Raw genomic sequence first — 25,309 nt, forward strand, 5'->3', positions numbered from 1 at the left:
CGGAGTATCCGAACATGCCAAAGATGAAAACTAAAAGTGGTGCTGCTAAGCGGTTTCTGAAAACTGCTAACGGTATCAAGCATAAGCACGCTTTCAAGAGCCACATCCTGACCAAAATGTCGACCAAGCGTAAGCGTCAACTGCGCGGAAGCAGCTTGCTGCATCCGTCCGACGTGGCAAAAGTCGAGCGCATGCTGCGCCTTCGTTAATTTTTGGTTAAGAATAGAGGAAGTAACTCATGGCTCGTGTAAAGCGTGGCGTCATTGCCCGTAAGCGTCACAAAAAAATTCTGAAACTTGCTAAAGGCTACTACGGCGCGCGTTCACGCGTATTCCGTGTTGCCAAGCAAGCGGTAATCAAGGCAGGCCAGTACGCCTACCGTGACCGTCGTCAGAAAAAACGTCAGTTCCGCGCTCTGTGGATCGCTCGTATCAACGCTGGTGCTCGTATCAACGGTCTGTCCTACAGCCGTTTCATCGCCGGCCTGAAAAAAGCGTCCATCGAGATCGACCGTAAGGTTCTGGCTGATCTGGCAGTGAACGAAAAAGCGGCGTTTGCTGCGATTGTCGAGAAAGCTAAAGCCACCTTGGCTTAAGTACCCCCGACAGTCACCCGGGCTCACCTCTGTGGGCTCAGGTGTTAAACGTCATAAATAGGGGAAGAGCCTTCAAGCTCTTCCCCTATTTTGTATCTGGAGTCTGTACATGGAAAACCTGGATGCGCTGGTCTCTCAAGCTCTAGAGGCTGTGCAAAGCGCTGAAGACATCAATGCCCTGGAGCAAATCCGGGTTCACTACCTTGGCAAAAAGGGTGAATTGACTCAGGTGATGAAGACCCTGGGGAATTTGCCGGCTGAAGAGCGTCCGCAGGTCGGTGCGCTGATCAACGTTGCCAAGGAGCGTGTGACAGAGGTTCTCAATGCGCGCAAGGCGTTGTTCGAGGAGGCGGATCTAGCTGCCAAATTGTCCGCCGAGTCCATTGATGTGACCCTGCCGGGCCGTGGTCAGACCTCTGGTGGTCTGCATCCGGTTACCCGCACTCTGGAACGTATCGAACAGTTCTTCACCCACATCGGCTACGGCATCGCCGAAGGCCCTGAGGTCGAAGACGATTATCACAACTTCGAGGCGCTCAACATCCCAGGCCATCACCCGGCCCGGTCGATGCATGACACCTTCTATTTCAATGCCAACATGCTGTTGCGCACCCATACCTCGCCGGTACAGGTCCGCACCATGGAATCGAAACAGCCGCCGATCCGCATCGTCTGCCCAGGCCGTGTGTACCGTAGCGACTCGGATATCACCCACTCCCCGATGTTCCACCAGGTCGAAGGCCTGCTGGTCGACCGCGATATCAATTTCGCCGACCTGAAAGGGACCATCGAGGAATTCCTGCGCGTGTTCTTCGAAAAAGAACTGGCAGTGCGCTTCCGTCCTTCGTACTTCCCGTTCACCGAGCCATCCGCCGAAGTCGACATGGAATGCGTGATGTGCAGCGGTAAAGGCTGCCGTGTCTGCAAACAGACTGGCTGGCTGGAAGTCATGGGCTGCGGCATGGTTCACCCGAACGTGCTGCGTATGTCCGGGATCGACCCGGAAGAGTTCTCGGGCTTTGCCTTCGGCATGGGCGTTGAGCGTCTGGCCATGCTGCGTTACGGCGTGAACGACTTGCGTCTGTTCTTCGACAACGACTTGCGGTTTCTCGCGCAATTTCGCTAGTCGTAACGAATTTTTAGGAGAGCAGGATGAAATTCAGTGAACAATGGCTGCGCGGCTGGGTAAGCCCGCAGGTAAATCGCGACGAGCTGGTTGCTCGTCTGTCGATGGCCGGTCTTGAGGTCGATAGCGTTACGCCGGCCGCCGGTGAATTCAGCGGCGTGGTCGTGGGCGAGGTGCTGAGCACCGAGCCGCACCCGGACGCCGACAAGCTGCGCGTTTGCCAGGTCAGCAATGGCTCGGAGACCTTCCAGGTGGTATGCGGTGCGCCAAACGTGCGCCCTGGCCTGAAGATCCCGTTCGCCATGATCGGTGCCGAACTGCCAGGCGACTTCAAAATCAAGAAGGCCAAGCTGCGTGGCGTTGAATCCAACGGCATGCTGTGCTCCCAGGCCGAACTGCAAATCGGTGAAGGCAACGACGGCCTGATGGAATTGCCGGTCGATGCACCGGTTGGCGAAGACTTCCGCGTCTACCTGGATCTGGAAGACGCCAGCATCGAGGTCGACCTGACCCCGAATCGCGGCGATTGCCTGTCCCTGGCGGGTCTGGCCCGTGAAGTCGGTGCGCTCTACGCCGCCGAAGTCACGCGCCCGGTCATTGCCACTGTTCCAGCCGTGCACGACGAAGTGCGTTCGGTTGAGGTTCTGGCACCAGCCGCTTGCCCGCGTTACCTGGGTCGTGTGATCCGCAACGTCGACCTGTCCAGGCCTACGCCGCTGTGGATGGTCGAGCGTCTGCGTCGTGCCGACGTGCGCAGCATCGACGCTGCCGTCGACATCACCAACTACGTGATGCTGGAGCTGGGTCAACCGTTGCACGCTTTCGATCTCGCCGAAATCAATGGCGGCATTCGCGTCCGCATGGCTGAAGAAGGCGAGAAGCTGGTTCTGCTCGACGGTCAGGAAGTCAGCCTGCGTAGCGATACGCTGGTGATTGCCGACCACTCCCGCGCCCTGGCGATTGCCGGCGTGATGGGTGGCGAGCACAGTGGTGTTTCGGCGACCACTCGCGATGTATTCCTGGAAAGCGCGTTCTTCGATCAGATTGCCGTCGCTGGCAAGGCCCGTTCCTATGGCCTGCACACCGACGCCTCGCACCGCTACGAGCGTGGTGTGGACTGGCAACTGGCCCGTGAAGCCATGGAGCGCGCCACTGGCCTGCTGCTGGAAATCACCGGCGGCGAAGCTGGCCCGATCATCGAAGCCGTCAGCGAGCAGCACCTGCCGAAGATCGCGCCGGTCACCCTGCGTGCCCAGCGGATCACCCAGATGCTGGGCATGGAAATGGATTCGGCCGAAGTCGAGCGTCTGCTCGGCGCTTTGGGCCTGACGATTTCCGCGGATGGGGCAGGGCAGTGGCGCGTAGACGTGCCAAGCCATCGCTTCGATATCAGCCTGGAAGTCGACCTGATCGAAGAACTGGCCCGTCTGTACGGCTACAACCGTCTGCCGGTTCGCTACCCGCAAGCCCGTCTGGCGCCGCAAGCCAAGGCTGAAGCCCGTAGCGATCTGCCTGAGCTGCGTCGTCTGCTGGTGGCTCGTGGTTATCAGGAAGCGATCACCTACAGCTTCATCGATCCGAAACAGTTCGAGCTGTTCAGCCCCGGCGTCGAGCCTTTGTTGCTGGCCAACCCGATTTCGAACGACATGGCCGCCATGCGCTCGTCCTTGTGGCCAGGTCTGGTCAAGGCGCTTCAGCACAACCTGAACCGTCAACAGGATCGCGTGCGCCTGTTCGAAAGTGGCCTGCGCTTCGTCGGTCAGCTGGAAGGCCTCAAGCAAGAGCCGATGCTGGCCGGTGTGGTGTGCGGTAGCCGTCTGCCGGAAGGCTGGGCCCAAGGTCGCGATACCGTGGATTTCTTCGACGTCAAGGCCGACGTGGAAGCAGTGCTGGGCTTCGCCGGTGCACTGGACGCGTTCACGTTCGTGCCGGGCAGCCACCCTGCGTTGCACCCGGGTCAAACCGCGCGTATCGAGCGTGATGGTCGCGTAGTCGGTTACATCGGCGCTATCCACCCTGAATTGTCGAAAACCCTCGGTCTCGACCGTCCGGTCTTCGTTTTCGAGCTGGTTCTGGCCGAAGTGGCGTTGGGCAAAATGCCTGAATTCCACGAGTTATCGCGCTTTCCTGAAGTGCGTCGCGACCTTGCGCTGCTGGCAGACAAAGACGTTGCAGCCAGTGCCGTACTGGACGTAATCCGTGACAATGCAGGTGAATGGCTGACAGACCTCAGGCTATTTGACGTGTATCAGGGTAAAGGCATTGATCCGCATAGAAAAAGCCTTGCAGTTGGCTTGACCTGGCAGCATCCATCGCGCACTCTTAATGACGATGAGGTGAATACCACGACGCAAAACATCCTCACCTCGCTCGAACAAAGGTTGAACGCCACGCTAAGGAAGTGACGTATGGGGGCTCTGACGAAAGCTGAAATGGCGGAACGTCTGTATGAAGAGCTGGGCCTGAATAAACGGGAGGCCAAGGAATTGGTCGAACTGTTCTTTGAGGAAATCAGGCACGCTCTTGAAGACAACGAGCAGGTGAAGTTGTCCGGTTTCGGCAACTTTGACCTTCGGGACAAACGCCAGCGGCCAGGCCGCAACCCGAAAACGGGTGAAGAAATCCCGATCACGGCTCGCCGTGTGGTCACCTTTCGTCCAGGGCAGAAGTTGAAGGCCCGAGTTGAGGCTTATGCTGGAACCAAGTCATAACGACGAGCTTCCCGTCATCCCAGGCAAACGCTACTTCACCATCGGTGAAGTCAGCGAGCTCTGTGCGGTTAAACCACACGTGCTGCGCTATTGGGAGCAGGAGTTTCCTCAACTCAACCCCGTCAAGCGCCGCGGAAACCGTCGGTATTATCAGCGCCAGGATGTGCTGATGATCCGCCAGATCCGCGCGTTGCTGTATGACCAGGGGTTCACCATCGGCGGAGCGCGCCTGCGTCTTTCCGGTGATGAAGCCAAAGACGACACCACCCAATACAAACAAATGATCCGCCAGATGATCGCCGAACTGGAAGATGTTCTGGTGGTACTCAAGAAGTAAATTTCTGCTTTTAAATACTTCCAGTTTTCAAAAGCTTGCGATATATTCTTGAGCGTTCCTCGAGGTGAGGGACGGGTTTCACGCCTAGTCGGGGCGTAGCGCAGTCCGGTAGCGCACTAGCATGGGGTGCTAGGGGTCGAGTGTTCGAATCACTCCGTCCCGACCATATTATTCAAGGGGTTGCGAGATTTTATCTCGCGACCTCTTTTTATTTTCAGTCGTTTTTACCCCTACAAAACGACTGGCTCTCGGTGGAATCCTCACCTCTTTCGGAGGGGATGGACGCAAGATTTCTGTGTGCCAAAGTCCTCCCTTCCCCGCAGGAAGTTTGGCGATGGAGGGCGAGGGATGGAACTCGTTGACGGCTCGTAAGTAGCGTCTGAATCGCTAGATCCAATATAGCTTGAATGCAGTCTTATATTCCATAAATGTAGTACAAACTATTTTTATAGTGCGTTTTAATCTATTCAGTATTTTGAATCGATTGGAGCACTTGTCTGTGAAAACTAAGGCGCTTTTACCTTTTGGCTTGGCATTATTGGCTACATGCTCGACGGCGTTCGCGGGTTCCACTCTGGATCGCGTAACCAGCAGCGGGGAGCTGACCGGCGTCCTGATGGAAAGCTATCCACCTTTCTCCTTTCTCAATGAACAGAACCAACTGGACGGGTTTGACGTCGATGTCGCCAAGGCCGTTGCGCAACGGCTAGGGGTGAAACTGAAGCTGCAAACACCGTCTTGGGATGTCATCGCTGCCGGACGCTGGAACGGACGATATGACATCTGCGTCTGCTCGATGACCCCGAGCAAGGCACGGGCCGAAGTGTTCGACTTCCCGGTCGAGTATTACCAGTCACCGGCCGTGATCGTGGTGAATGCCAAAGACAAGAACATTGTCACGGGCAAGGATCTGTCAGGTAAAAAAGTCGGTGTGATCAGTGCGTCGACCTATGAAGCCTATTTGAACAAAGATCTGGTGATTGAAGGTGCCGAGGACAAGCCGTTGAGTTATCCCTTCGAAAGCGTCCAGATCGCGCCATACGACAACGAAACGGTAGCCTTCCAGGATCTGGCTTTGGGCACGGGCGTGCGCCTGGATGCCATGGTCACCAACCTCATCACTGCTCGCGAACGCATCGCCCAGGATCCTCGCTTTAAAATTGCTGGCGACACACTGTATGCAGAGCCCAACGTGGTAGCGATCGAAAAGGGCGACCCTCAATGGAATGACAAAGTCACTGAGGTCATCACTCAACTCAAGGCTGACGGCACGTTGAGCAAGATTTCGCAAAAGTGGATCGGTGCCGACATCAGCCAATGACAGCCCTCAATCCACACCCCGCAAAGGCGACTGTTGTACCCGAGCCCGTACCGCACCGTTTTAGCCAGCTATTCGGTTTTCGTACTCGCTTGTATTTGACCTGGGCGGCGCTGTTCGGCTTGTGCGTCATGTTTTTCATGAGCTTCGATCTGAAGTTCTCGATCATCCTGGAGAAGTTGCCCAATCTGGTCGGTCTGCATTTGGGGCCAAACGGTTTCTTGCAAGGCGCCGCACTGACGTTGTTTCTATGCTTCTGTTCAATCTGGCTTTCATTGCTCCTTGGTTTCGTGACGGCGCTAGCGCGCCTGTCTCGCAGTGCAGTAGCTTTCGGTATTGCCAGTTTCTATGCATCTTTTTTTCGCGGTACACCGCTGCTGATCCAGATCCTGCTGATCTATTTGGGCTTGCCGCAGTTGGGCGTTGTGCCAGGTGCAATCAGCGCCGGGATCATTGCGCTCTCGCTTAATTATGGTGCCTACCTCAGCGAGATTTTTCGTGCTGGCATCCTGGCTGTAGCACCTGGACAGCGCGAAGCGGCGATGGCTCTGGGGCTGAGGTCGGCGGCGACGTTCCTGCACATCGTCCTGCCGCAAGCCATGCGCACGATCATTCCCCCGACAACCAGTCAGTTCATTTCAATGCTCAAGGACTCCTCGTTGATATCGGTGATGGGCGTCTGGGAAGTGATGTTCCTGGCGCAGTCGTACGGTCGCTCGTCCTACCGCTACATCGAAATGCTCACCACCGCAGCCGTTATCTATTGGCTCCTGTCCATTGGACTGGAGTTGATTCAGAACCGTCTTGAACGCCACTACGGCAAAGGTTTCAAGCATCAGCGCTGACCCGCGCGTTTAATGACTTTTTACAGGTACTACGATGTCCGATCCAAAACCTCTGTTGTTTGCGTTATACGAGCAAGCCAGTGTTGGCTGTGGCGGCGCGCCGAGCCTCTGGACGCACCCGGCTGACGAGCGACTGACCTTCAACTCGCTGGGCTACTGGTCCAACCTGGCACGCATCGCCGACCAGGCTCATCTCGACATGCTGTTTTTTGGTGATGTGCTGGGCTTCTACGATGTGTTCGGTGGCAATGCCGATGCGGCCATGAAGTGGGCGGTGGAAGCGCCGGCCAACGATCCGTTGATGATCATCCCGGCATTAGCTGCCGTGACGGAAAGCCTGGCCTTCGGCGTCACTGTCACCACCAGTTACGAGCATCCTTTCACCCATGCCCGGCGCTTCAGCACACTGGATCACCTGACCAATGGCCGGGTCGGCTGGAATATCGTCACCTCCTATCTGACCAGTGCCGCTCGCAACTTCGGCCTGGAGCAGATGATCAAGCACGATGATCGCTATGAACGCGCAGAGGAATTTCTCGATGTGGTTTACAAGCTCTGGGAAGGCAGCTGGGCAAACGATGCCGTGGTGGCTGACAAGTCTCGCCAGATCTATGCCAAGGGCGATCGCGTGCGACCAATCAACCATGTTGGCGAGCACTACCGGGTGGCCGGGCCGCATTTGACTTCTCCATCACCACAACGCACACCCTTGCTGATTCAGGCCGGTTGGTCAGGCCGTGGTCGCGAGTTTGCGGCCAAGCACGCCGAACTGATTTTCATCGCAAAATCCAACCAGCTGGAGATTCGCCAGGGCTTGGAAGATATATGGGCGCAGGCCAGGGCACGGGGGCGTCAGGCGGAGGATGTTAAATCTCTGACGGTCCTGCGCATCGTTACGGCCAGGACCGAGATCGAAGCCCAACGCAAATATGACGAACTGCAAAGCAACTATCACTTGCAGGCGCAGCTGGTGAGTTATGCCGGTGATACCGGTATCGACATCAGCCGCTACGCGGACAGCGATGCGTTATCCACTCACACCGAAGGCATGACTTCCTATGTGATGCGGCCTGATGGCAGTGGCAAGCCCTTGACCGCCGGCGATGTCAAACAGCGCTTTGCCAACGTCACTCGGGGCAGTGATCTGATTCTGGTGGGAACGCCGCAACAAGTGGCCGATCGGATCGAGGAGCACGCCCGAATTTCCGGCACCAGTGGCTACATGCTCAACCCGCTGATCAGCCCAGGCAGCCTCGAAGACTTTGTTGAGCTGGTCATTCCTGAACTGCAAAAGCGTGGCTTGTATCGTACTGAACCACAGAGCGGTACTTTCCGTTCGCGGTTACGGGACGATGGCGCTAACCATTTACCGGATTCTGCCTACGGCGCCTCGTTCCGCTTCGAAGAAGGTTTTTAGGATGGAGGTGCCTGTCCCGTTGAATACAGACGCCTTCCCTTGACATAGCTCCGTTGTAATCAACCGACACAGTGTTGCTTGCTCAGTGACTGAGGCTTGTCCGTGTTCTCATGGGCAAGTTCAATGCACTTCAATGCCAAAATGGTTGTCGGGTCGACCAATGCAACCTCATGATTTTTGATCATGTAGGATTCGCTATGCTCGAGCACCAGAGGTAACTCTGTGCACCCCAGGATGAGCACATCGGCACCCAGTTCACACAGGTGCTCTGCAGCGGTCAGTAACTGGTCTTTACAGATGCCGTCTGTGAAACCCCGCCCTTATAGACTGGGCTGAGCTTCGTCATCAGCACGAGGCAAAGGGCATAAAGCTGTCTAGCGTTAGCGACAATGAGCTGTTGGAACGCTAATGCGCCATGTTGGACTACTCAAAACGTCAGCTCGTTGCAAATCAGGTCAACTGTGGTTTCCAAGCGTTAGATTTGTGACTATATATTTATTTGGTCACAATTTGTAAGTCCTCGATAGGGTGAGTAAGCTATTCCCATGAATCAGCCATCAATATCTTCGCCTAGCCCCCGTGGCCCAATCGATCACGAGATTCGCGATCAAATTGTCGCAGCGGCCAACGAACACTTCAGTCAATACGGCTATGGCAAAACCACGGTTTCCGACCTGGCCAAGGCCATCGGGTTTTCCAAGGCCTACATCTACAAATTTTTTGATTCCAAGCAGGCGATCGGTGAAGCCATCTGCGCAAATTGTCTGGCAGAAATCGTCGCGGCTGTGGAGCAGGCTATCAATGTAGAAGACCTGTCGCCGACGGAGCGCTTTCGACGTTTGGTCAAAACCGTGATTGCCACAGGTGTGAATCTGTTCTTCAACGACCGAAAACTCTATGACATCGCAGCGTTCGCGGCGTCGGAAAGCTGGCCCAGTTCGCAGGCTTATGACGCACGCATCAAACACTTAGTGTTGCAAATCGTGCGGGAGGGACGAGAGATCGGCGAATTTGAACGCAAGACTCCGCTGGACGAGACAGTAGAAGCGATACATCTCGCGCTGCGGCCATTCGTCAACCCTTTGCTGCTGCAGTACAACCTCGATTTCGTCGAGGAGGCGCCCACGCTTACCTCCAATCTCATCTTGCGTAGCCTCATGCCTTGACCTTTGGCTAAAGGTTTATCGCATACGGCGGTACGCGTCAGATCCCAAACGGCTTTTCACTTTGCCCTTCTTCCATCCGTCGAAGGGCATTTTATTTATCTGTTGTGTGACCATTGACTGATATGGTCACATGAATAAATATGGTGGTCCATCGCTTCTAATGCTTCATCTCAGTGATACCCATAGAGTCCAAACAATGAAAAAAATAGTGCTCAAGTCCCCATTTGGCCTTGCTGTCGTGCTCGCATCCTCAAACGTTTTTGCAAGCGGCTTCGCTCTCAATGAACAAAGCATCAGTGGGATGGGGGCCGGGTTTGCCGGTCGTTCTTCCGCTGCTGAAGATGCGAGTACGGTCTTCGGTAACCCTGCGGGCATGTCTCGCTTGAAAAGAGAACAGGTCAGCGTGGGGGCGGCGACTCTTTTCGCCAAGTCCGACATAAGCCACACCCGCAGTACATTCGGCGGCCAGGAAGACGGCGACATGGTGCCAACCACCACCGTGCCTATGGGGTACTACGTCAAACCGATCGATGAGCATTGGGCGTTCGGTGTAGGTTTTTATGTGCCTTTCGGTCTGATGACTGACTATGGCAGCGGTTTCGCCGGGCGTTACTACGCCAACAAAAGCGAAGTCACGACCCTTACGTTCCAGCCCACTGTCAGCTATGCCTTCAACGACAAAGTTTCGATCGGGTTCGGTCCGACCATCAACCGTATCGGTGGTGAAATTTCCGGTATGGTGCCCAATCCGCTTAGCCCTGGTCGCAATGACGGAAAACTCAAAAGCACGGGTGACGACACTGCCCTGGGTTTTAACGCCGGTATCTTGGTGCAGGCTACAGACCGAACCCGTTTGGGCATGACCTACCATTCCAAGGTCAGTTATCAATTGGATGCCAAGACCAAGGTCACTGACGGCATCTTTAGTGTGTTGGGGGTCAGCGGCCGCAGTTATGACGCTTCGCTGGATGTGGATACCCCGGAGTCAGTGGATTTCTCGGTGACTCATCAGCTTAATAACGACTGGACCCTATACGTGGGGAGCACCTGGACTCGCTGGAGTCGCTTCAAAGCGTTAACCATCGAGAACACAGGTTTACCCCCTGCGTTGAGCGATGCGCTGGGCACCATTACCGAAGAACAGAATTGGCACGATACGTGGGCTCATGCTATCGGTGCGGCATATCAACTGAACAACCAATGGGTACTTCGCGCAGGCTTTTCGGTCGATCAGTCACCGACCAACAACACCAATCGTGGACCGCGCATTCCTACGGGCGACCGGAAGGTTGTCAGCTTCGGTGCTGGCTGGACGCCGGCGGATAATGTCACGATCGATGTTGCTTACTCTTACCTGTGGGAAGAGAGCGTGCAGGTCAACGACACCTCGCCGACCAGAGGTGCATACAGTGCCAAATATAAGAACAGTGCGAGCGGGCTCGGTACGTCTGTTAGTTACCGCTTCTAATTGAGTGCTGTTACACGATAAATGTCCGGTCTGAAGCACGCTTTACCTTCCGACCTTCAAGAAAAATCCTGGGCCTATCCCTTCAGGGGAAAGGCCTCTTGGTCGCCCCCTCAGACTCCCATGACCTGCGCCATCAGGCTCTGATGAAACCGACGTGGCGTGGCCCACGTCAAGACAGTGATGGCCTTGTTGCCAAAACCCGGCACCACACTCATGCGTCCGGCTTGCAGTGCACGGATTCCAGCTCGTACGACGGGTTGGGGCTGCATCATCACCCTTTTTAAGGTTGGCGTGATCCGTTGCTTGGCGCTCTCTGCAAATCCGGTATCCGACATCCCGGGGCAAAGTGCGGTAACGACGACACCGTCATTTTTCAGTTCACGATGAAGCGCATCAGAGAAGCGAAGAACATAGGCTTTCGCGGCAGAGTAAACGGCGAAATTCTTCACGCCCAAGAAGGACAGCAAGCTTGCGACCATCAGGATGTGCCCACGTTTGCGGGCTCGCATGTCGGCCGCGAAAAGGCGTGTCAGGGCTGTCAGGCTGGCGATATCCAGATCAATCATGGTCAGTGAGTGGTCCAGAGGCTGATCCAGGAAAGGTCCTTGCAATCCATGACCCGCATTGTTGATGAGCACATCGATCACTATATTGCGTTCGCTGAGTCGCTCATGCAGTTCGATGATCGCCGGGATCGAGGACAGGTCTACTTGTTCGACTATCACATCAACGCCGAAGCGTTCGCGCAACTGCGCCGATAGCGCTTCGAGCTTACTCAGCCTTCTTGCTACCAGGACTAGCGATTTTCCCTGCGCTGCGTATTGCCGGGCAAACTCCTCGCCAAATCCGCTTGATGCGCCTGTGATGAGCACCCAGGAATTCTCGTTCGATTTCATTTCGCTGTTCTCCGGTTGGTTTCTATTGAGCAATTGGCTGCTGACCGCATCGCAACAGAACGGCCTGAGACCAATGGTCGTCAGTTGGTGAGCGAAGCCCGCTCTCGGGTTGGGTAATAGCTGAAAGAGGAGGGGGGCGTGCATTAAGTGCCGCGTCATCAGGTTAAGTCATCGGGTCGCCACAGGCTGGGCTTCAGGAGGTTGCCAGCCACCACCGAGCGCCTTGAATGCCGCGACCGCCGCCCGTGCCGATTCCGTTCGTGCTTGCGCTCGGGCATCGGAAGCCTGCAGCATCGTCTCGTCGGCATGAAGGACATCTATCAGGCTGGCCGTACCTTTCTGATAGGCAATGAACGACGATTGGCGAGCCTGTGTCAGAGACGTCTCTCCCCCGGTGAGGGTGGTTGCTTGAGCTTCCCGATTCACCAGTGCGGAGAACGCGTTCTCGACATCCTCGGTGGCGCGCAGCACAGACTGACGGTAAGCGGCCAGGGTTTCGGCTTCCTGTCCCTTGGCTTGGTCGATTTGGGCGTTTATGCGACCGAAGTCGAAGAGTCTCCAGCGTAGTCCCAGTACGCCCGCCGACTGGCTGGCACCGCCGGTAAAAAGGTTGCCTGCGGATACAGCCGTGGCACTGCCCAGCAATGCGCTAAGGGAGAATTTCGGGTAGTACTCAGCAATCGCCTCCCCGATGCGTGCGTTTGAGGCTGCGAGATGGCGCTCAGCAACAATGAGATCTGGCCTGCGGCGCAGCAGATCGGCCGGCGTTCCCGTGGCCTTTATCTGCGGCGCTACAGGAATGTTCCCCGTATTTGCCAATTGCGTGCGGTGAGTGCCTGGCGGCGTGCCGAGCATGACATCCAGTGCATTCATGGCAGCATCCAGGCCGGTTTGCAGGGCCGGTACTGTCGCTTGGACTTGCGATAGTGCCCCCTCAGTCTGACGAACCTGATAGTTGGCGGCGAGGCCCTTGCTGTAGAGCAATTGGACTTTCTCTAGTAGCTCCTGCTGCGTTTTGACTTGTCGGTTCGCAATGTCCAACCGGGTCTGCAATCCGCGGATAGCGATGTAGATATCGGCGGTCTGCGCGGCGATGGCCAGTCGTGTGGCAGCGACACCCGCCTCGGAAGCCTGGTACTCGGCCAGTGCAGCCTCGCGTCCGCGTCGCAAGCCGCCAAAGACGTCCACCTCCCAGCTAGCATCGAGGTTGACCTCGTAGGAACTTCCGTACCGATCATAGCCAGGCGTTGAGTTCAACACCTGGCCGAGTGGGGTCTCGATTGACTGGTAGGAGCGCGCGGCTTGGCCGCTGATGTTTCCCGAGGGTAATAAAGCGGCATTTGCGGCGCCTAGTCCTGCCCGTGCCTGCGTTACTCGCGCCGACGCCTGCGCCAGATCCAGGTTCTGCTCAAGTGCCTTGGAGACGAAGTCGGCTAGCAGTGGATCACCGAAGCCTTCCCACCAGGCGACAAGACTGGCAGGCGTCGCCCCGGGCCTCTGTTCGACAGAAGGCTGACCCAAGTAACGGTCCGAAAGCGGGGCGTCCGGACGGTGATAGTCCGGACCGACCGCGCAACCTGTCATCAAGCTGGCACTCACCAAGAGAGCAACGGGACGGAGGGGAGGCATTGAGGTTCCTTCAATTGAGTATGTTTGTGACCATGTTACGTTATGGTCACTTTCTGTCAATCGACGCTCGTTCAGCCAAGTTCGAAATTGACCCAGTGTATTCGGCGATTCCACTGCTGAGGTTGAGGAGCTTAGCGCTTTATAATATGTGACCGTTGACATGTGTGGTCACTAGACTGAGAATATTACGCCTGTCCTATTTGTTTAAGTAAGGGAACCTATGCGCCGGCTTCGACCTTTCACCATTGCCGCTTGCTTGTTGCCTCTCGTCCTGACGGCATGTGGCGACTCATCCACCGTTGACGATCCACGCATGCATGCTCCTTTGGTGAGGTCCACTGCTGTTCAGGCTTCGTCCGACGTCTCGCGTTCTTTCAGTGGTGTCGTGGTTGCCCGCGTCCAGGGCGACCTGGGCTTTCGGGTGTCAGGCAAGATCCTTGAGCGGTTGGTAGATACCGGTCAGACCGTTAAACGTGGTCAGCCACTTATGCGCCTTGATCCGATCGACCTGGGGTTGCAGGCACGAGCACAGCAGGAGTCGGTCATAGCCGCTCGGGCCCGAGCCAAGCAGACAGCAGATGACGAGGCGCGATACCGCAGTCTGGTTGCCGCAGGCGCTATTTCTGCATCGGCCTACGACCAGATCAAAGCCGCAGCGGATACCGCAAAGGCGCAACTTAGCGCCGCTGAAGCGCAGGCTGACGTTGCCCGTAATGCTTCTGGTTATGCGGTGCTGCTTGCGGATTCCGACGGCGTGGTGGTGGAGACGCTCGCCGAGCCCGGACAAGTTGTCAGCCCGGGACAGCCCGTGGTTCGATTGGCGCGGGCAGGGCAGCGCGAAGCCATCGTGCACCTGCCCGAGACGTTGCGCCCCGCAGCAGGATCCACTGCGCAGGCGACGCTTTATGGCAATACCACGGATGTTGTTACAGCGAAGCTGAGGCTGCTGTCTGACTCGGCTGACCGCATGACACGCACCTTCGAGGCGCGGTATGTGCTTGAGGGCGCGCTGGCCAATGCACCGATAGGTTCGACCGTCACGCTTCGGATCGCTGAAGGCACCACGCAAGGGCAGGGGCTGCAAGTACCGATCGCTGCTGTTTATGACCCAGGCCAAGGCACTGGCGTGTGGGTCATCGCCGGTACACCGGCGAAGGTGGCCTGGCGACCTGTACAAGTCCTGGGTTTGAGCGACGACACAGTGCGAGTCGCAGGCGACCTCAAAGTCGGCGAGCAGATCGTAGCGTTAGGCGCACATCTGTTGCGCGAAGGTGAAGAGGTGAAATTGCCTCAACAGGATGACGAAAAAGTTGCTGGGGGGCGTCCATGAGCGAGGGTCGCTTCAATCTTTCCGCGATCGCCGTTCGTGAGCGATCTATTACGGTGTTTCTGATCTTCCTGATTGCCGTTGCAGGCACCCTGGCGTTCTTCAAGCTGGGGCGTGCGGAAGATCCTCCGTTTACGGTCAAGCAGTTGACGGTCATTACCGCGTGGCCGGGCGCCACGGCGCAGGAGATGCAGGATCAGGTAGCAGAGCCACTTGAAAAACGCCTGCAAGAACTGAAATGGTACGACCGCACGGAAACCTATACGCGGCCCGGTCTCGCTTTCACCATGGTGTCGTTGTTGGACCGCACGCCACCCTCACAGGTGCAGGAAGAGTTTTATCAGGCGCGCAAAAAGCTCGACGACGAAGCCACCAAGCTACCGGCGGGTGTGATCGGGCCATTGGTCAACGACGAGTATTCGGACGTGACGTTTGCGCTGTTCGCCTTGAAAGCCAAAGGCGAGCCGCGGCGACTGTTGGTGCGTGATGCTGAGTCGTTGCGCCAACAACTGTTGCATGTGCCGGGCGTGAAGAAGGTCAACATCATCGGTGAGCAAGCCGAGCGCATTTTTGTGTCTTTCTCCCATGACCGACTGGCCACCTTGGGCGTTTCTCCCCAGGACATCTTCGCCGCGCTGAATAGCCAGAACGTGCTCACACCCGCCGGTTCCATCGAAACCAACGGGCCGCAGGTTTTCCTGCGGGTGGATGGTGCTTTCGATAAATTGGAGAAAATTCGTGACACGCCCCTGGCGATTCAGGGGCGCACGTTAAAGCTCTCGGACGTGGCGACGGTTGAACGAGGCTACGAAGACCCTGCCACCTTCCTGGTGCGCAATAACGGCGAAGAGGCCTTGTTGCTGGGGGTCATAATGCGCGAAGGCTGGAATGGCCTGGACCTGGGCAAGGCGCTGGACGCCGAGACGGCGAAGATAAATGAAGGCATGCCGCTGGGCATGACGCTGACCAAGGTCACTGATCAAGCCGTGAACATTGACTCGGCTGTCGGCGAGTTCATGGTCAAATTTTTTGTCGCGCTGCTTGTGGTGATGCTTGTTTGCTTTCTCAGCATGGGCTGGCGGGTAGGCCTCGTGGTCGCAGCGGCGGTACCGTTGACGCTGGCGATAGTGTTTGTGGTGATGGCGGCCACCGGAAAGAACTTTGACCGTATTACCCTCGGCTCGTTGATTCTGGCGCTGGGACTGCTGGTGGACGACGCGATCATTGCCATCGAAATGATGGTGGTGAAAATGGAAGAGGGCTACGACCGAATCAAAGCTTCCGCTTATGCCTGGAGTCATACGGCCGCGCCAATGCTCTCCGGTACACTGGTAACGGCGATTGGCTTCATGCCCAACGGTTTCGCCCAGTCCACTGCCGGCGAGTACACCAGCAACATGTTCTGGATCGTCGGCATTGCTTTGATCGCTTCCTGGGTCGTCGCGGTGGCTTTCACCCCTTACCTGGGAGTGAAGTTGTTGCCAGACATCAAGAAGGTCGAGGGTGGGCATGCGGCTATCTACAACACCCCCCGTTACAACCGCTTCCGCCGGGTTCTGACACGCGTCATCGCCCGCAAATGGCTGGTGGCTGGCACGGTTATCACGCTGTTTTTCGTGGCAGTTCTGGGCATGAGCCTGGTGAAGAAACAGTTCTTCCCGACCTCGGACCGTCCCGAGGTGATGGTCGAGGTGCAAATGCCCTACGGAACCTCCATCGCGCAGACCAGTGCCACTGCTGCAAAGGTCGAGGCCTGGCTGCAACAGCAGGAAGAGGCAAAAATCGTCACGGCCTATATTGGGCAGGGCGCGCCGCGTTTCTTCCTGGCGATGGCGCCAGAACTGCCCGATCCATCGTTCGCCAAGATCGTGGTGCTGACGGACAGTCAGGAGGCACGTGAAACCCTCAAGTTCCGTCTTCGCGAAGCGGTCGCTGCAGGCCTCGCCCCAGAGGCCCGAGTCAGGGCGACTCAAATTGTGTTTGGTCCGTATTCACCATTCCCCGTCGCCTACAGGGTAATGGGGCCTGACCCGACGAAGCTGCGCGAGATTGCGGGTCGTGTACAAGATGTCATGCAAGCCAGCCCGATGATGAGGACGGTCAACAGCGACTGGGGCCCTCTGACGCCGACGCTGCATTTCAACTTGGATCAGGATCGCTTGCAGGCGGTTGGACTGACATCCAGTGCAGTCGCCCAGCAGTTGCAATTCCTGCTGGCCGGGGTGCCGATCACGGCGGTTCGTGAAGACATTCGTTCAGTGCAGGTGGTTGGTCGTGCCGCGGGGAATATCCGGCTCGATCCCGCCCGGATTGAAGGCTTCACATTGGTGGGAGCGGCGGGTCAGCGTATCCCTCTGTCCCAGGTCGGAGCGGTGGATGTGCGTATGGAGGATCCGATCCTTAGGCGCCGTGACCGCACGCCGACTATCACCGTGCGCGGCGATATTGCCGAAGGCCTTCAGCCGCCCGATGTATCGGGTGTGATCGTCAAGCAACTGCAGCCGATTATCGACACGCTGCCTGGCGGGTACCGGATCGAGCAGGCGGGTGCGATCGAGGAATCGGGCAAGGCCGGCCAGGCGATAGTGCCGCTGGTTCCCATCATGATTGCCCTGACGCTGCTGATCATCATTGTCCAGGTGCGTTCGATCTCGGCAATGATCATGGTGTTTTTCACCGCACCGCTGGGATTGATTGGCGTGGTGCCGACGCTGCTGATCTTCCAGCAGCCGTTTGGAATCAACGCCCTGGTCGGGCTGATCGCGCTGTCGGGCATCTTGATGCGCAACACGCTGATTCTGATCGGGCAGATCCATCACAACGCCCAAGAAGGCTTGGACCCGTTTCACGCAGTGGTCGAAGCCACGGTACAGCGTGCCCGCCCGGTACTGCTGACAGCACTCGCGGCAATCCTGGCGTTCATTCCGCTAACCCATTCCGTCTTCTGGGGGACGCTGGCCTACGCGCTGATCGGAGGCACGTTAGTCGGCACCATCATGACGCTGGTGTTCCTGCCGGCGATGTACGCCATCTGGTTCAAGATCCGTCCTGACAATACGGGTCAAACCGAAACAGCGAATAAGCAAGCAAGCCTGGTGGATAGGGCACCACCCCGTCCTCTCGCCGTTCACCTCACCACAAAGCTTTAGCCATAGGCCATAGCGTGGACGTCGACTGAAAAATGAAGAGGGTTCAATGATTAATCTCGAAGGTCAAAAGCGAATCGTGGTCACGGGCGTCGGAATTGTCGGGCCTCTGGGATGCGGAGTAGAAGAAGTCTGGAAGAGACTGCTGGCTGGGCGTTCTGGCATCCGTAACCTGCCTGCCGATATTACTGAGGGTACGGGCGTTGCAGTAGGCGGCCAGGTGCCGTCTCTAGAAGATGATGCCATCGCGGGTTACGACCCGGAGCGCATGATCTCGGCCAAGGATCGCAAGAAGATGGATCGCTTCATCGAGTTTGCACTTGTGGCAGCGCACGAAGCTCTGGAGCAGGCAGGCTGGCATCCGACAGAAGTCACAGACCAGGAGCGGACCGCCACGATCATTTCATCGGGCGTGGGTGGCTTTGGCGCGATTGCCGACGCTGTCCGCACCACCGATGCGCGTGGTCCTCGCCGATTGTCGCCATTCACCGCGCCGTCTTTTCTCGCCAACATGGCGGCCGGGCACGTATCCATTCGGAACGGATTCAAAGGGCCGCTCGGCGCTCCGGTAACAGCCTGTGCTGCTGGGGTACAAGCCATCGGCGATGCGGCCAGAATCATCAGAAGTGGTGAGGCGGATATCGCCATATGCGGCGGTACCGAAGCAGCGATAGACCGTGTAACCCTGGGTTGTTTTGCGGCGGCCCGCGCGCTATCAACTGGCTTTGCCGAGTACCCACAGCAGGCTTCACGTCCCTTTGATCGCGACCGTGACGGCTTCGTCATGTCCGAAGGTGCCGGGTTACTGGTGATCGAGTCACTGGAGCATGCGTTGGCTCGTGGAGCCAAGCCACTGGCGGAACTGGTCGGTTACGGCACCAGCGCCGATGCCTATCACTTGACGGCGGGTCCGGAGGACGGCAGCGGTGCACGCCGCGCCATGGAACAGGCACTTCGCCAGGCGGCTGTGAGTCCTGCCGATGTTCAGCATATCAATGCACATGCGACCTCCACGCAGGTCGGTGACAAAGGCGAGCTGGCAGCGATTCGCTCGGTATTCGGGAGCGACTCTAGCGTCGCGATCAGCTCGACCAAGTCCGCCACCGGGCATCTGCTGGGAGCGGCCGGAGGCATTGAAGCTGTGTTCACCGTACTAGCGCTTCGCGACCAGGTGGTGCCGCCCACGCTGAATCTCGATCATCCCGATGAGGCGGCCGGCGGACTTGATCTGGTCGCACTCAACGCTCGGCAGTTGTCGATCACGCATGCGCTCTCAAATGGGTTCGGTTTCGGCGGTGTTAACGCCAGCGTGCTGTTTCGCCGTTGGGAGTCTGAGTCTGAAGTGTGACGCTCAAATGACGGACTAGATCCATCAAACCTGGCGCTACCAGGAGGCAATCGATGAGTAGCGGCCAGAGGCCTAAGTTGCCCGCAACGCACCCTGAATCCTACAGTCGATCATGGCTATTTCTTCAACCCTTCCGTTCACCAAGGAGTGACATCATGAGCATTGCCGTTACTGGCGCCACCGGCCAACTGGGCCGCATCGTCATCGAGAACCTCAAGCAGCGAACCTCCACGAGCAGCATTCTTGCCCTGGTGCGCAAGCCGGAACAGGCAGAAGCGCTGGGCGTTGCGGCAAGGGCGTTCGACTATTCCAAGACCGAGACGCTGGATGCGGCGTTGTCCGGAGTGGAAACCTTGCTGTTGATCTCCTCCAGCGAAATCGGTCAGCGCGCCGCGCAGCACGGCAACGTCATTGCGGCGGCGAAGAGGGCCGGCATCAAGCGCATTGTCTATACCAGCGTGTTGCACGCTGACTCGTCCGTGCTGCCCCTTGCCGACGAACACCGCGCAACCGAGGCTACCCTCAAGGCGTCCGGACTTTCCTACACGCTGTTGCGCAATGGTTGGTACACAGAAAACTACACAGGTTTCGCTGGTGTGGCGCTGGCTAACGGCGCGCTGTTTGGTAGTGCAGGCGAAGGCCGGATTTCGTCAGCGACACGCGAGGATCTGGCCGAAGCCGCCGCAGTGGTGTTGACTGCTGACGGCCATGAAAACACTACCTACGAACTGGTCGGCGATACCTCTTGGACGCTGGCTGATCTGGCGGCGGAAATCTCGAAGCAGACCGGCAAGAACATCCCTTACCGCAACCTCCCGGAAGCCGACTACGCCGCCGCGCTCGAAGGTGTTGGCTTGCCGAAGGGGCTTGCCGCAGCATTGGCTTCCTATGACGTCAGCGCCTCCCTGGGGGCTCTCTACGGCAACGAGCGTGCCTTGGCTGAACTTATCGGGAGGCCAACCACGCCGCTTGCTATCAGCGTCGAACGTGCGCTAAAGGCGCTCTGACGAACTGCCGGCAAGCAGCAGTTTAAAACCAGTCAAGGAAGCGCATTCACATCCTGCTTGTTGGGAAAGCACCACTCTGAGTCGCTGCGATCCTCCCGAAGGATTCGGCCGGCATCGTTGGGAATCAGCGACTCGAGTTCTTTGATGGTGATTTTGGCCATAAAATGAGTTCCCCCTACTTTTCCCCCCACAAAAACGTCGGCTCTTGATGGACGTTACTGGACTCTCGTAGAGCAGAACACCGCTGGAGCTCAAGTAAATACTCGCTTGGAAAAATCCAGAGTAAAATTTTGGAAGCTTTCAAGAAGTATGAAAAAGGAGATGGGGTGCTAGGGGTCGAGTGTTCGAATCACTCCGTCCCGACCATATAATTCAAGGGGTTGCGAGATTTTATCTCGCGACCCCTTTTTATTTTTAGACGTTTTTACCCCTACAAAACGACTGGTTGGGCGCATCAACCTCAACGCCCAATGCCTGCGCGGTCCGGACAGCTTCCCGTTCAACGGGCGCAAGAACTCGGCTGAAGGCACCTTGCCGGTGCATGACGCATTGCAGGTGTTCTCGATCCGGACCTTGGTGGCTGCGAAGTTCCAGGAAGAAAACAAGCAGTTGATCAGCGAGATCATTCGCGGTCGCGAATCGGACTTTCTGATCACCGATTACATCTTTTAAGGGGGGGGCGATGACGACCCGCAGTCTGAAGTGTCATCGATGTATTCCCTGACAGGTTTATTTCAGGAGTCGTCGGTTGCCCGACGGGCAGACTGGAAAAATGGTTGTAGCCAAGCAGCACCCTGCGGTGCTGTCTGGGTATGTTCAGGGCTTATGTGAGCAGGTACATATTGTGGCTGCTTGAAGCCACTCGCGTAGCGCACGAACTTTCGGTAGTTGGGCGCGTTGAGTCGGATAAATCAGATAGTAAGAGATACCTTGGTTGAGTTCGATATCGAACGGTGCAACAAGCACACCGTCGTTCAGACTTTCGCGCACCAGATTCAAATCCCCCAGGGCGACGCCTTGTCCGCGGGTCGCCGCGGATAAAGCGAGATCCAGGGTGTCGAACGATTGTCCTCGGTGAGCGGCTATTCCATCCACTTCGGCCGCCTCCAGCCACCGACTCCAGCCCTGTACCGGAATACAATGCAATAGGGGCAGATACCTCAGATCGGCAGGTTCGGTTAGCAGCTTCGCTAGTTCTGGTGAGCAGACTGGCGTTAACCGCTCCTGCATCAGAGGAATGATCTCGACATCCTTCCAGTCACCCCGCCCCTGAATGATCGCAGCATCAATGTCACTATCTTCGAAGCGTGGCTCCCAGGCGTCGTAGGTGGTTACCCGTACGTCCATATCTGGCATCACGGTGCGTAGTCCCGGTAGCAACGGTAGAAACCAGCGCGTCGCCAGGGTGGGAGGCATGCGTAAGGTCAATACTTGGCCTGCGTTGCGTAGGCTGTTGCACATGTTGATCAGTCGCGCGAAAGCATCATCAACCACTGGTAGCAATGCTTTAGCTTCAGGAGACAGGCGAAGGCCGGTCTTATGGCGAATGAAGAGTGTTACCCCTAGGTATTCCTCCAACTGTTGAACCTGGCGGCTGATGGCGCTCTGAGTGACGAAAAGCTCCTTGGCGGCGCGACTGAACGTGCCGCAGCGAGCTGCCGCGGCGAACACTTCCAACGCATGCAATGGTGGCAATCGACGGCTGAAGTTAGGGCTGACTAATACATGATCTGAAAGCATGGATTGCATGAGAATTTACCGTATTTACTCCAGTATTTATAGAGTTTAACCTGTTCGTGCCTGTATATATATTGGGGGTGAATAATTAACTCTGTAAGCGATAGCTGATTTCAAATGACGCTGTACGCGAAGAAATCGCCAACTTGGTGCAACTTTCCTCTCGTCGCCCCAAGAAAGGTCGCCGGGTTGGGTTTTGGAAAAAATAACCATCTAAACACCATGAGTTACTTATAAGGCACGTGCCGAAAATCTGCCCTGTTTTTTGCTGATCAGGAAGCCTGGTCATGTATGTACAAGTGTGCATGTATGGCTCCAATCCATAGCGGACGAGTGGCTGCAGTGCAGATGCGCACATACGGCTCATTCAGAATTCATTGTATTTCATGCAGGAGTACTACATGTCTATAGCTCGTATTGCCTTCGCCGGCCTAGTGTTGCTGGTTGCTCTGGCAAGCCGGATATCTTTCGCTGCCAATAACGTTAACTGTCCCTATCCAAAACCGGTGGTATTTGCTGGCTTAAATTGGGAAAGCGGAATGTTTACTACTGAGGTGCTGCGTTACGTATTGGAAAAGGGTTATGGCTGTCAGACCGATGCTTTACCAGGCAATACCATCACTATGGAAAATGCCCTGCGGCATAACGACATTCAGGTTTCGGCCGAACAATGGGCAGGTCGCAGTCCGATCTGGCGAGAGGCAGAAAAAACCGGTGAAGTATTTTCTGTCGGAGAGACTGTTCAGGGAGCTACCGAGGGGTGGTGGGTGCCGGAATACGTCGTAAAGGGCGACCCCGAACACGGCATCGAGCCGATGGCGCCGGAACTCAAGTCTGTAGCCGATCTGCCGCGCTATAAGACATTGTTCAGCGATCCCGAGGAGCCGTCCAAGGGGCGATTTCTCAATTGCCCAAGTGGTTGGACCTGCGAGCTGGTTAACAGCCAGAAGCTCAAAGCTTATGCGCTGCAGGATAGTTTTACCAACTTCCGTACAGGCACCGGTGCGGCGCTTGATACCGCGATAAGTTCCGCTATGCGTCAGCGCCAACCGGTACTGTTCTACTACTGGTCACCGACTCCGCTGATGGGGCGTTTCAAGCTGATCAAGCTTGAGGAGCCCCCTTTTAGTGAGGCTTCTTGGGCAACTTTGTCGGATCAGAACAACGAACATCCCATCGGCGGGAGTTCATTGCCGACCAAACTAACTATCGGTGTATCTCGATCTCTGCACGAGCAAGCTCCTCAATTAATCAGCTTGTTTGAGAAGGTCCAATTGCCCTTGCCAGTGTTCAACCAGGTTCTTGCCGAAATGAGTGTCGGTCGTATGAGGGTGGAGCAAGTCAGAACGAAGTTCTTACGTGAACATCGTGAAATTTGGGTCCAGTGGGTGCCCGCAGAAGTTGCCAAGCGTATCGATGAGTCTTTGCTTTGAAGGGAAGATACATGCGAATTGAACGGAGAAAATTTTAATGAATCATTACCTCAGTGCTCGACAGAAGCGCTTCGTTTCCAAGCTACACAAGTCCGGGGTCGCGCGAGGCGAATGGCCGACTTGGCTATTGATTGGTATAGTGTATAGCAGTTGGCTGCTGTTGGTCCTCCAGTATGAGCGACTTGGCGCATTAGTGACGCTGCCATTGTTGGCGTTGGTAGGCGGTCTTTACATGTCATTGCAGCACGAATTGATTCACGGTCACCCAACTCGCTGGCCCATGATTAATGCGCTGATTGGCACTCCTCCCTTGGCTATCTGGTTCCCCTTCGCGTTGTACCGCGATAGCCATCTCAAGCATCACGAAGAAGACAGCTTGACAGTGCCGGGCGTCGATCCCGAAAGCCGTTATGTCACTCACCGACAATGGCAGGAGGCCGGTGTTTTACGACGTCTGATGTTGCGGGCTGAAAAGACCTTGTTGGTACGTCTAATACTAGGGCCTTTGCGGGTAATTGTAGAATTGGCAATGCGCAAGGTACCTCGCTTGCTGCGGGGTGAGGCCGAGGCATGGAAACGATGGGGGCCGCATCTGGCGCTTTGCGGGTTCCTATTGGGGGCATTGCAATACTATTGTGGTATTCCCGCTTGGTTGTACATGCTGGCGGTCGCTTATCCGGCGCTATCATTGAGCATGTTGCGTTCGTTCCATGAACATCGGCCGGCGTTAGAATCGGCGCAACGCTGCGTGATCAACGAAGCATCCTGGCCGTTTCGCCTGCTGTTTCTCAATAATAATCTGCATTTGGTTCATCATGATCTGCCAGGGCTACCGTGGTACTTATTACTGCGAGTGTATCGAGCTAATCGGCGAGCCTATCGCCGGCGTAGTGGTGATTTTGTCTTCGACGGGTATGTGCCGTTGCTGAATCGTTATGGCGTCACCCCAATTGACGAGCCACAGCATCCATTTGTGGTTGGAGGCCGTCATGAGTAATGTTTCGGTGGTTGCCGGATTGTCGATGTACACCGAGCCTGGACTAGTTGCTGAAGCCAGTGCTCGCTTAACAGATCTGGTATTGGCTCGTTTAGGGCGAGAATTGCAGTCCTCGCAACCGGTCGACTTGATGCAACAATGGCTAAATCCCCAACTCTTGTTCGCACAGACCTGTGGCTACCCGCTGATGCATAGCCTCAAAGGCAAAGTTCAACTGATCGCAACGCCTTGTTATGACTTGCCGGGCTGCCAGGATAATCTACATTGCAGTTGGCTAATAGTCCGCGAAGACGACCCTCGACAATCGCTGTCTGAGTTTCATGGTAGTGTTGCAGCTCTGAACGGGTATGACTCCAACAGTGGTATGAATTTGTTCCGTCACAAAGTCGCTCAGTTTAGTCGAGATGGAAGGTTTTTCCGTAAAGTATTGCTTAGCGGTGCCCATGTTCTCAGTCTGAATATGGTAGCTCAGGGGGTAGCAGATCTGGCTTGCATCGATGCCGTAACTTTTGGATATTTGCAACTTCATGAGCCAAGTCGCCTTCGAGGAGTACGTATTCTCGAAGCCACTGCAAGTAGCCCAGCTTTGCCACTGATCGGAGCTATTACGACAACGAACGAGATTTGTTTGTCTGTTATTGGTGCTTTCAATGCGTGCCTGAAAGAGGTGCCGCTATTGTCTCAAACGCTGGCTCTAAAAGGCTTTGTCAGGTCCAGCATTGAGGATTATCAACTGGTACTTGACTACCAGCAGAGAGCCAATGAGCTAGGCTACTCAACACTCGCTTGATTTGACTTGTTTTCAA

General features: G+C 56.3%; 22 protein-coding genes, 1 tRNA gene and 2 pseudogenes. 20 read left to right on the top strand and 5 right to left on the bottom strand.

Going from position 1 to position 25,309, the window contains the following annotated elements:
* Window positions 1-14 precede the first annotated feature (14 nt).
* The 10 genes from rpmI to AC07O1_RS22490 all read left to right on the top strand — a co-directional run bounded on the left by rpmI (window position 15) and on the right by AC07O1_RS22490 (window position 8,349).
* Window positions 15-209, top strand: a complete 195-nt coding sequence (gene rpmI / locus AC07O1_RS22445) for a 50S ribosomal protein L35 (protein ID WP_002553160.1) — start codon at window positions 15-17, stop codon at window positions 207-209.
* A 29-nt stretch (window positions 210-238) separates the two neighbouring features.
* Complete coding sequence (gene rplT / locus AC07O1_RS22450) at window positions 239-595, top strand: 50S ribosomal protein L20 (protein WP_007905879.1); 357 nt, start codon at window positions 239-241, stop codon at window positions 593-595.
* A gap of 109 nt (window positions 596-704) precedes the next feature.
* Window positions 705-1,721, top strand: coding sequence for a phenylalanine--tRNA ligase subunit alpha (pheS, locus tag AC07O1_RS22455; protein ID WP_007905876.1), 1,017 nt, complete (start codon window positions 705-707; stop codon window positions 1,719-1,721).
* A 26-nt stretch (window positions 1,722-1,747) separates the two neighbouring features.
* Entirely contained in the window at window positions 1,748-4,126 is a 2,379-nt protein-coding gene (gene pheT, locus AC07O1_RS22460) for a phenylalanine--tRNA ligase subunit beta (protein WP_495090150.1), read from the top strand.
* A gap of 3 nt (window positions 4,127-4,129) precedes the next feature.
* Window positions 4,130-4,432 carry an integration host factor subunit alpha gene (gene ihfA, locus AC07O1_RS22465; protein ID WP_002553164.1) on the top strand — a complete coding sequence of 101 codons (303 nt, stop codon included), beginning with the start codon at window positions 4,130-4,132 and terminating at the stop codon, window positions 4,430-4,432.
* Entirely contained in the window at window positions 4,413-4,769 is a 357-nt protein-coding gene (locus AC07O1_RS22470) for a MerR family transcriptional regulator (protein ID WP_003179985.1), read from the top strand. Before ihfA ends, AC07O1_RS22470 begins: the two co-directional genes overlap by 20 nt.
* An 89-nt stretch (window positions 4,770-4,858) precedes the next feature.
* Window positions 4,859-4,935 (top strand) — tRNA-Pro (locus AC07O1_RS22475).
* Window positions 4,936-5,268: 333 nt separating this feature from the next.
* Window positions 5,269-6,090, top strand: coding sequence for an ABC transporter substrate-binding protein (locus AC07O1_RS22480; RefSeq protein ID WP_493061635.1), 822 nt, complete (start codon window positions 5,269-5,271; stop codon window positions 6,088-6,090).
* Window positions 6,087-6,932, top strand: a complete 846-nt coding sequence (locus AC07O1_RS22485) for an amino acid ABC transporter permease (protein WP_495090151.1) — start codon at window positions 6,087-6,089, stop codon at window positions 6,930-6,932. Before AC07O1_RS22480 ends, AC07O1_RS22485 begins: the two co-directional genes overlap by 4 nt.
* 34 nt (window positions 6,933-6,966) lie before the next feature.
* Entirely contained in the window at window positions 6,967-8,349 is a 1,383-nt protein-coding gene (locus AC07O1_RS22490; RefSeq protein WP_495090152.1) for an LLM class flavin-dependent oxidoreductase, read from the top strand.
* 59 nt (window positions 8,350-8,408) lie between these two features.
* On the opposite strand, the pseudogene AC07O1_RS22495 reads toward AC07O1_RS22490, so the two are convergent.
* A pseudogene (locus AC07O1_RS22495) lies at window positions 8,409-8,663 on the bottom strand (aspartate/glutamate racemase family protein); the annotation flags it as partial.
* A 231-nt stretch (window positions 8,664-8,894) separates the two neighbouring features.
* Between AC07O1_RS22495 and AC07O1_RS22500 the strand changes: the two are divergent.
* Together AC07O1_RS22500 and AC07O1_RS22505 are read left to right on the top strand one after the other, a co-directional pair.
* The gene (locus AC07O1_RS22500; protein WP_495090153.1) at window positions 8,895-9,515 is read left to right on the top strand and encodes a TetR/AcrR family transcriptional regulator; all 621 of its coding nucleotides are present in this window, start codon (window positions 8,895-8,897) and stop codon (window positions 9,513-9,515) included.
* 196 nt (window positions 9,516-9,711) lie between these two features.
* Window positions 9,712-10,983 carry an OmpP1/FadL family transporter gene (locus AC07O1_RS22505; protein ID WP_495090154.1) on the top strand — a complete coding sequence of 424 codons (1,272 nt, stop codon included), beginning with the start codon at window positions 9,712-9,714 and terminating at the stop codon, window positions 10,981-10,983.
* Window positions 10,984-11,093: 110 nt separating this feature from the next.
* Here AC07O1_RS22505 and AC07O1_RS22510 read toward each other — a convergent pair whose 3' ends face one another.
* Window positions 11,094-11,879 (bottom strand): SDR family NAD(P)-dependent oxidoreductase, encoded by a 786-nt coding sequence (locus AC07O1_RS22510; RefSeq protein WP_495090155.1) that lies wholly within the window; start codon window positions 11,877-11,879, stop codon window positions 11,094-11,096.
* Between the two features lie 168 nt (window positions 11,880-12,047).
* Window positions 12,048-13,508: an efflux transporter outer membrane subunit gene (locus AC07O1_RS22515; RefSeq protein ID WP_495090156.1), complete on the bottom strand. Its 1,461-nt coding sequence runs from the start codon at window positions 13,506-13,508 to the stop codon at window positions 12,048-12,050.
* A gap of 220 nt (window positions 13,509-13,728) precedes the next feature.
* Here AC07O1_RS22515 and AC07O1_RS22520 point away from each other — a divergent pair, with 220 nt between their 5' ends.
* From AC07O1_RS22520 to AC07O1_RS22535, 4 genes are all read left to right on the top strand, one after another.
* A complete protein-coding gene (locus AC07O1_RS22520) occupies window positions 13,729-14,838 on the top strand; it encodes an efflux RND transporter periplasmic adaptor subunit (protein ID WP_495090157.1) in 1,110 nt (369 codons plus the stop codon).
* Window positions 14,835-17,984: an efflux RND transporter permease subunit gene (locus AC07O1_RS22525; protein ID WP_495090158.1), complete on the top strand. Its 3,150-nt coding sequence runs from the start codon at window positions 14,835-14,837 to the stop codon at window positions 17,982-17,984. Before AC07O1_RS22520 ends, AC07O1_RS22525 begins: the two co-directional genes overlap by 4 nt.
* 46 nt (window positions 17,985-18,030) lie before the next feature.
* Window positions 18,031-19,329, top strand: a complete 1,299-nt coding sequence (gene fabF, locus AC07O1_RS22530; RefSeq protein WP_495090159.1) for a beta-ketoacyl-ACP synthase II — start codon at window positions 18,031-18,033, stop codon at window positions 19,327-19,329.
* Window positions 19,330-19,484: 155 nt separating this feature from the next.
* On the top strand, window positions 19,485-20,336 hold the full coding sequence (locus tag AC07O1_RS22535) for an SDR family oxidoreductase (RefSeq protein ID WP_495090160.1): 852 nt from the start codon (window positions 19,485-19,487) through the stop codon (window positions 20,334-20,336).
* 32 nt (window positions 20,337-20,368) lie between these two features.
* Here the strand turns inward: AC07O1_RS22535 and AC07O1_RS22540 are convergent, their stop codons facing one another.
* Window positions 20,369-20,497, bottom strand: a complete 129-nt coding sequence (locus tag AC07O1_RS22540; RefSeq protein ID WP_495090196.1) for a hypothetical protein — start codon at window positions 20,495-20,497, stop codon at window positions 20,369-20,371.
* A gap of 283 nt (window positions 20,498-20,780) precedes the next feature.
* On the opposite strand from AC07O1_RS22540, the pseudogene AC07O1_RS22545 reads away from it, so the two are divergent.
* Window positions 20,781-21,008: pseudogene (locus AC07O1_RS22545) on the top strand (NADP-dependent glyceraldehyde-3-phosphate dehydrogenase); the annotation flags it as partial.
* 144 nt (window positions 21,009-21,152) lie between these two features.
* On the opposite strand, the gene AC07O1_RS22550 reads toward AC07O1_RS22545, so the two are convergent.
* The gene (locus tag AC07O1_RS22550) at window positions 21,153-22,085 is read right to left on the bottom strand and encodes a LysR substrate-binding domain-containing protein (RefSeq protein WP_495090161.1); all 933 of its coding nucleotides are present in this window, start codon (window positions 22,083-22,085) and stop codon (window positions 21,153-21,155) included.
* Between the two features lie 389 nt (window positions 22,086-22,474).
* Here AC07O1_RS22550 and AC07O1_RS22555 point away from each other — a divergent pair, with 389 nt between their 5' ends.
* The 3 genes from AC07O1_RS22555 to AC07O1_RS22565 are packed head-to-tail and all read left to right on the top strand — an operon-like array spanning window position 22,475 to window position 25,293.
* The gene (locus AC07O1_RS22555) at window positions 22,475-23,506 is read left to right on the top strand and encodes an ABC transporter substrate-binding protein (RefSeq protein ID WP_495090162.1); all 1,032 of its coding nucleotides are present in this window, start codon (window positions 22,475-22,477) and stop codon (window positions 23,504-23,506) included.
* Between the two features lie 37 nt (window positions 23,507-23,543).
* Window positions 23,544-24,503, top strand: a complete 960-nt coding sequence (locus AC07O1_RS22560) for a fatty acid desaturase (protein WP_495090163.1) — start codon at window positions 23,544-23,546, stop codon at window positions 24,501-24,503.
* Window positions 24,496-25,293: a phosphate/phosphite/phosphonate ABC transporter substrate-binding protein gene (locus AC07O1_RS22565; RefSeq protein WP_495090164.1), complete on the top strand. Its 798-nt coding sequence runs from the start codon at window positions 24,496-24,498 to the stop codon at window positions 25,291-25,293. Before AC07O1_RS22560 ends, AC07O1_RS22565 begins: the two co-directional genes overlap by 8 nt.
* Window positions 25,294-25,309 lie beyond the last annotated feature (16 nt).

The sequence above is a fragment of the Pseudomonas sp. GW821-FHT07G10 genome, from assembly GCF_059418545.1.

Bases quoted from the DNA above. Each gene is read 5' to 3' on its own strand.
- AC07O1_RS22540 (WP_495090196.1), bottom strand. From the start codon at position 20,497: ATGGCCAAAATCACCATCAAAGAACTCGAGTCGCTGATTCCCAACGAT.
- AC07O1_RS22490 (WP_495090152.1), top strand. From the start codon at position 6,967: ATGTCCGATCCAAAACCTCTGTTGTTTGCGTTATACGAGCAAGCCAGT.
- AC07O1_RS22555 (WP_495090162.1), top strand. From the start codon at position 22,475: ATGTCTATAGCTCGTATTGCCTTCGCCGGCCTAGTGTTGCTGGTTGCT.
- AC07O1_RS22560 (WP_495090163.1), top strand. From the start codon at position 23,544: ATGAATCATTACCTCAGTGCTCGACAGAAGCGCTTCGTTTCCAAGCTA.
- AC07O1_RS22535 (WP_495090160.1), top strand. From the start codon at position 19,485: ATGAGCATTGCCGTTACTGGCGCCACCGGCCAACTGGGCCGCATCGTC.
- AC07O1_RS22500 (WP_495090153.1), top strand. From the start codon at position 8,895: ATGAATCAGCCATCAATATCTTCGCCTAGCCCCCGTGGCCCAATCGAT.
- AC07O1_RS22550 (WP_495090161.1), bottom strand. From the start codon at position 22,085: ATGCAATCCATGCTTTCAGATCATGTATTAGTCAGCCCTAACTTCAGC.
- AC07O1_RS22505 (WP_495090154.1), top strand. From the start codon at position 9,712: ATGAAAAAAATAGTGCTCAAGTCCCCATTTGGCCTTGCTGTCGTGCTC.
- AC07O1_RS22520 (WP_495090157.1), top strand. From the start codon at position 13,729: ATGCGCCGGCTTCGACCTTTCACCATTGCCGCTTGCTTGTTGCCTCTC.
- AC07O1_RS22510 (WP_495090155.1), bottom strand. From the start codon at position 11,879: ATGAAATCGAACGAGAATTCCTGGGTGCTCATCACAGGCGCATCAAGC.
- rpmI (WP_002553160.1), top strand. From the start codon at position 15: ATGCCAAAGATGAAAACTAAAAGTGGTGCTGCTAAGCGGTTTCTGAAA.
- AC07O1_RS22470 (WP_003179985.1), top strand. From the start codon at position 4,413: ATGCTGGAACCAAGTCATAACGACGAGCTTCCCGTCATCCCAGGCAAA.
- pheT (WP_495090150.1), top strand. From the start codon at position 1,748: ATGAAATTCAGTGAACAATGGCTGCGCGGCTGGGTAAGCCCGCAGGTA.
- AC07O1_RS22485 (WP_495090151.1), top strand. From the start codon at position 6,087: ATGACAGCCCTCAATCCACACCCCGCAAAGGCGACTGTTGTACCCGAG.
- fabF (WP_495090159.1), top strand. From the start codon at position 18,031: ATGATTAATCTCGAAGGTCAAAAGCGAATCGTGGTCACGGGCGTCGGA.
- ihfA (WP_002553164.1), top strand. From the start codon at position 4,130: ATGGGGGCTCTGACGAAAGCTGAAATGGCGGAACGTCTGTATGAAGAG.
- AC07O1_RS22525 (WP_495090158.1), top strand. From the start codon at position 14,835: ATGAGCGAGGGTCGCTTCAATCTTTCCGCGATCGCCGTTCGTGAGCGA.
- AC07O1_RS22515 (WP_495090156.1), bottom strand. From the start codon at position 13,508: ATGCCTCCCCTCCGTCCCGTTGCTCTCTTGGTGAGTGCCAGCTTGATG.
- AC07O1_RS22565 (WP_495090164.1), top strand. From the start codon at position 24,496: ATGAGTAATGTTTCGGTGGTTGCCGGATTGTCGATGTACACCGAGCCT.
- pheS (WP_007905876.1), top strand. From the start codon at position 705: ATGGAAAACCTGGATGCGCTGGTCTCTCAAGCTCTAGAGGCTGTGCAA.
- rplT (WP_007905879.1), top strand. From the start codon at position 239: ATGGCTCGTGTAAAGCGTGGCGTCATTGCCCGTAAGCGTCACAAAAAA.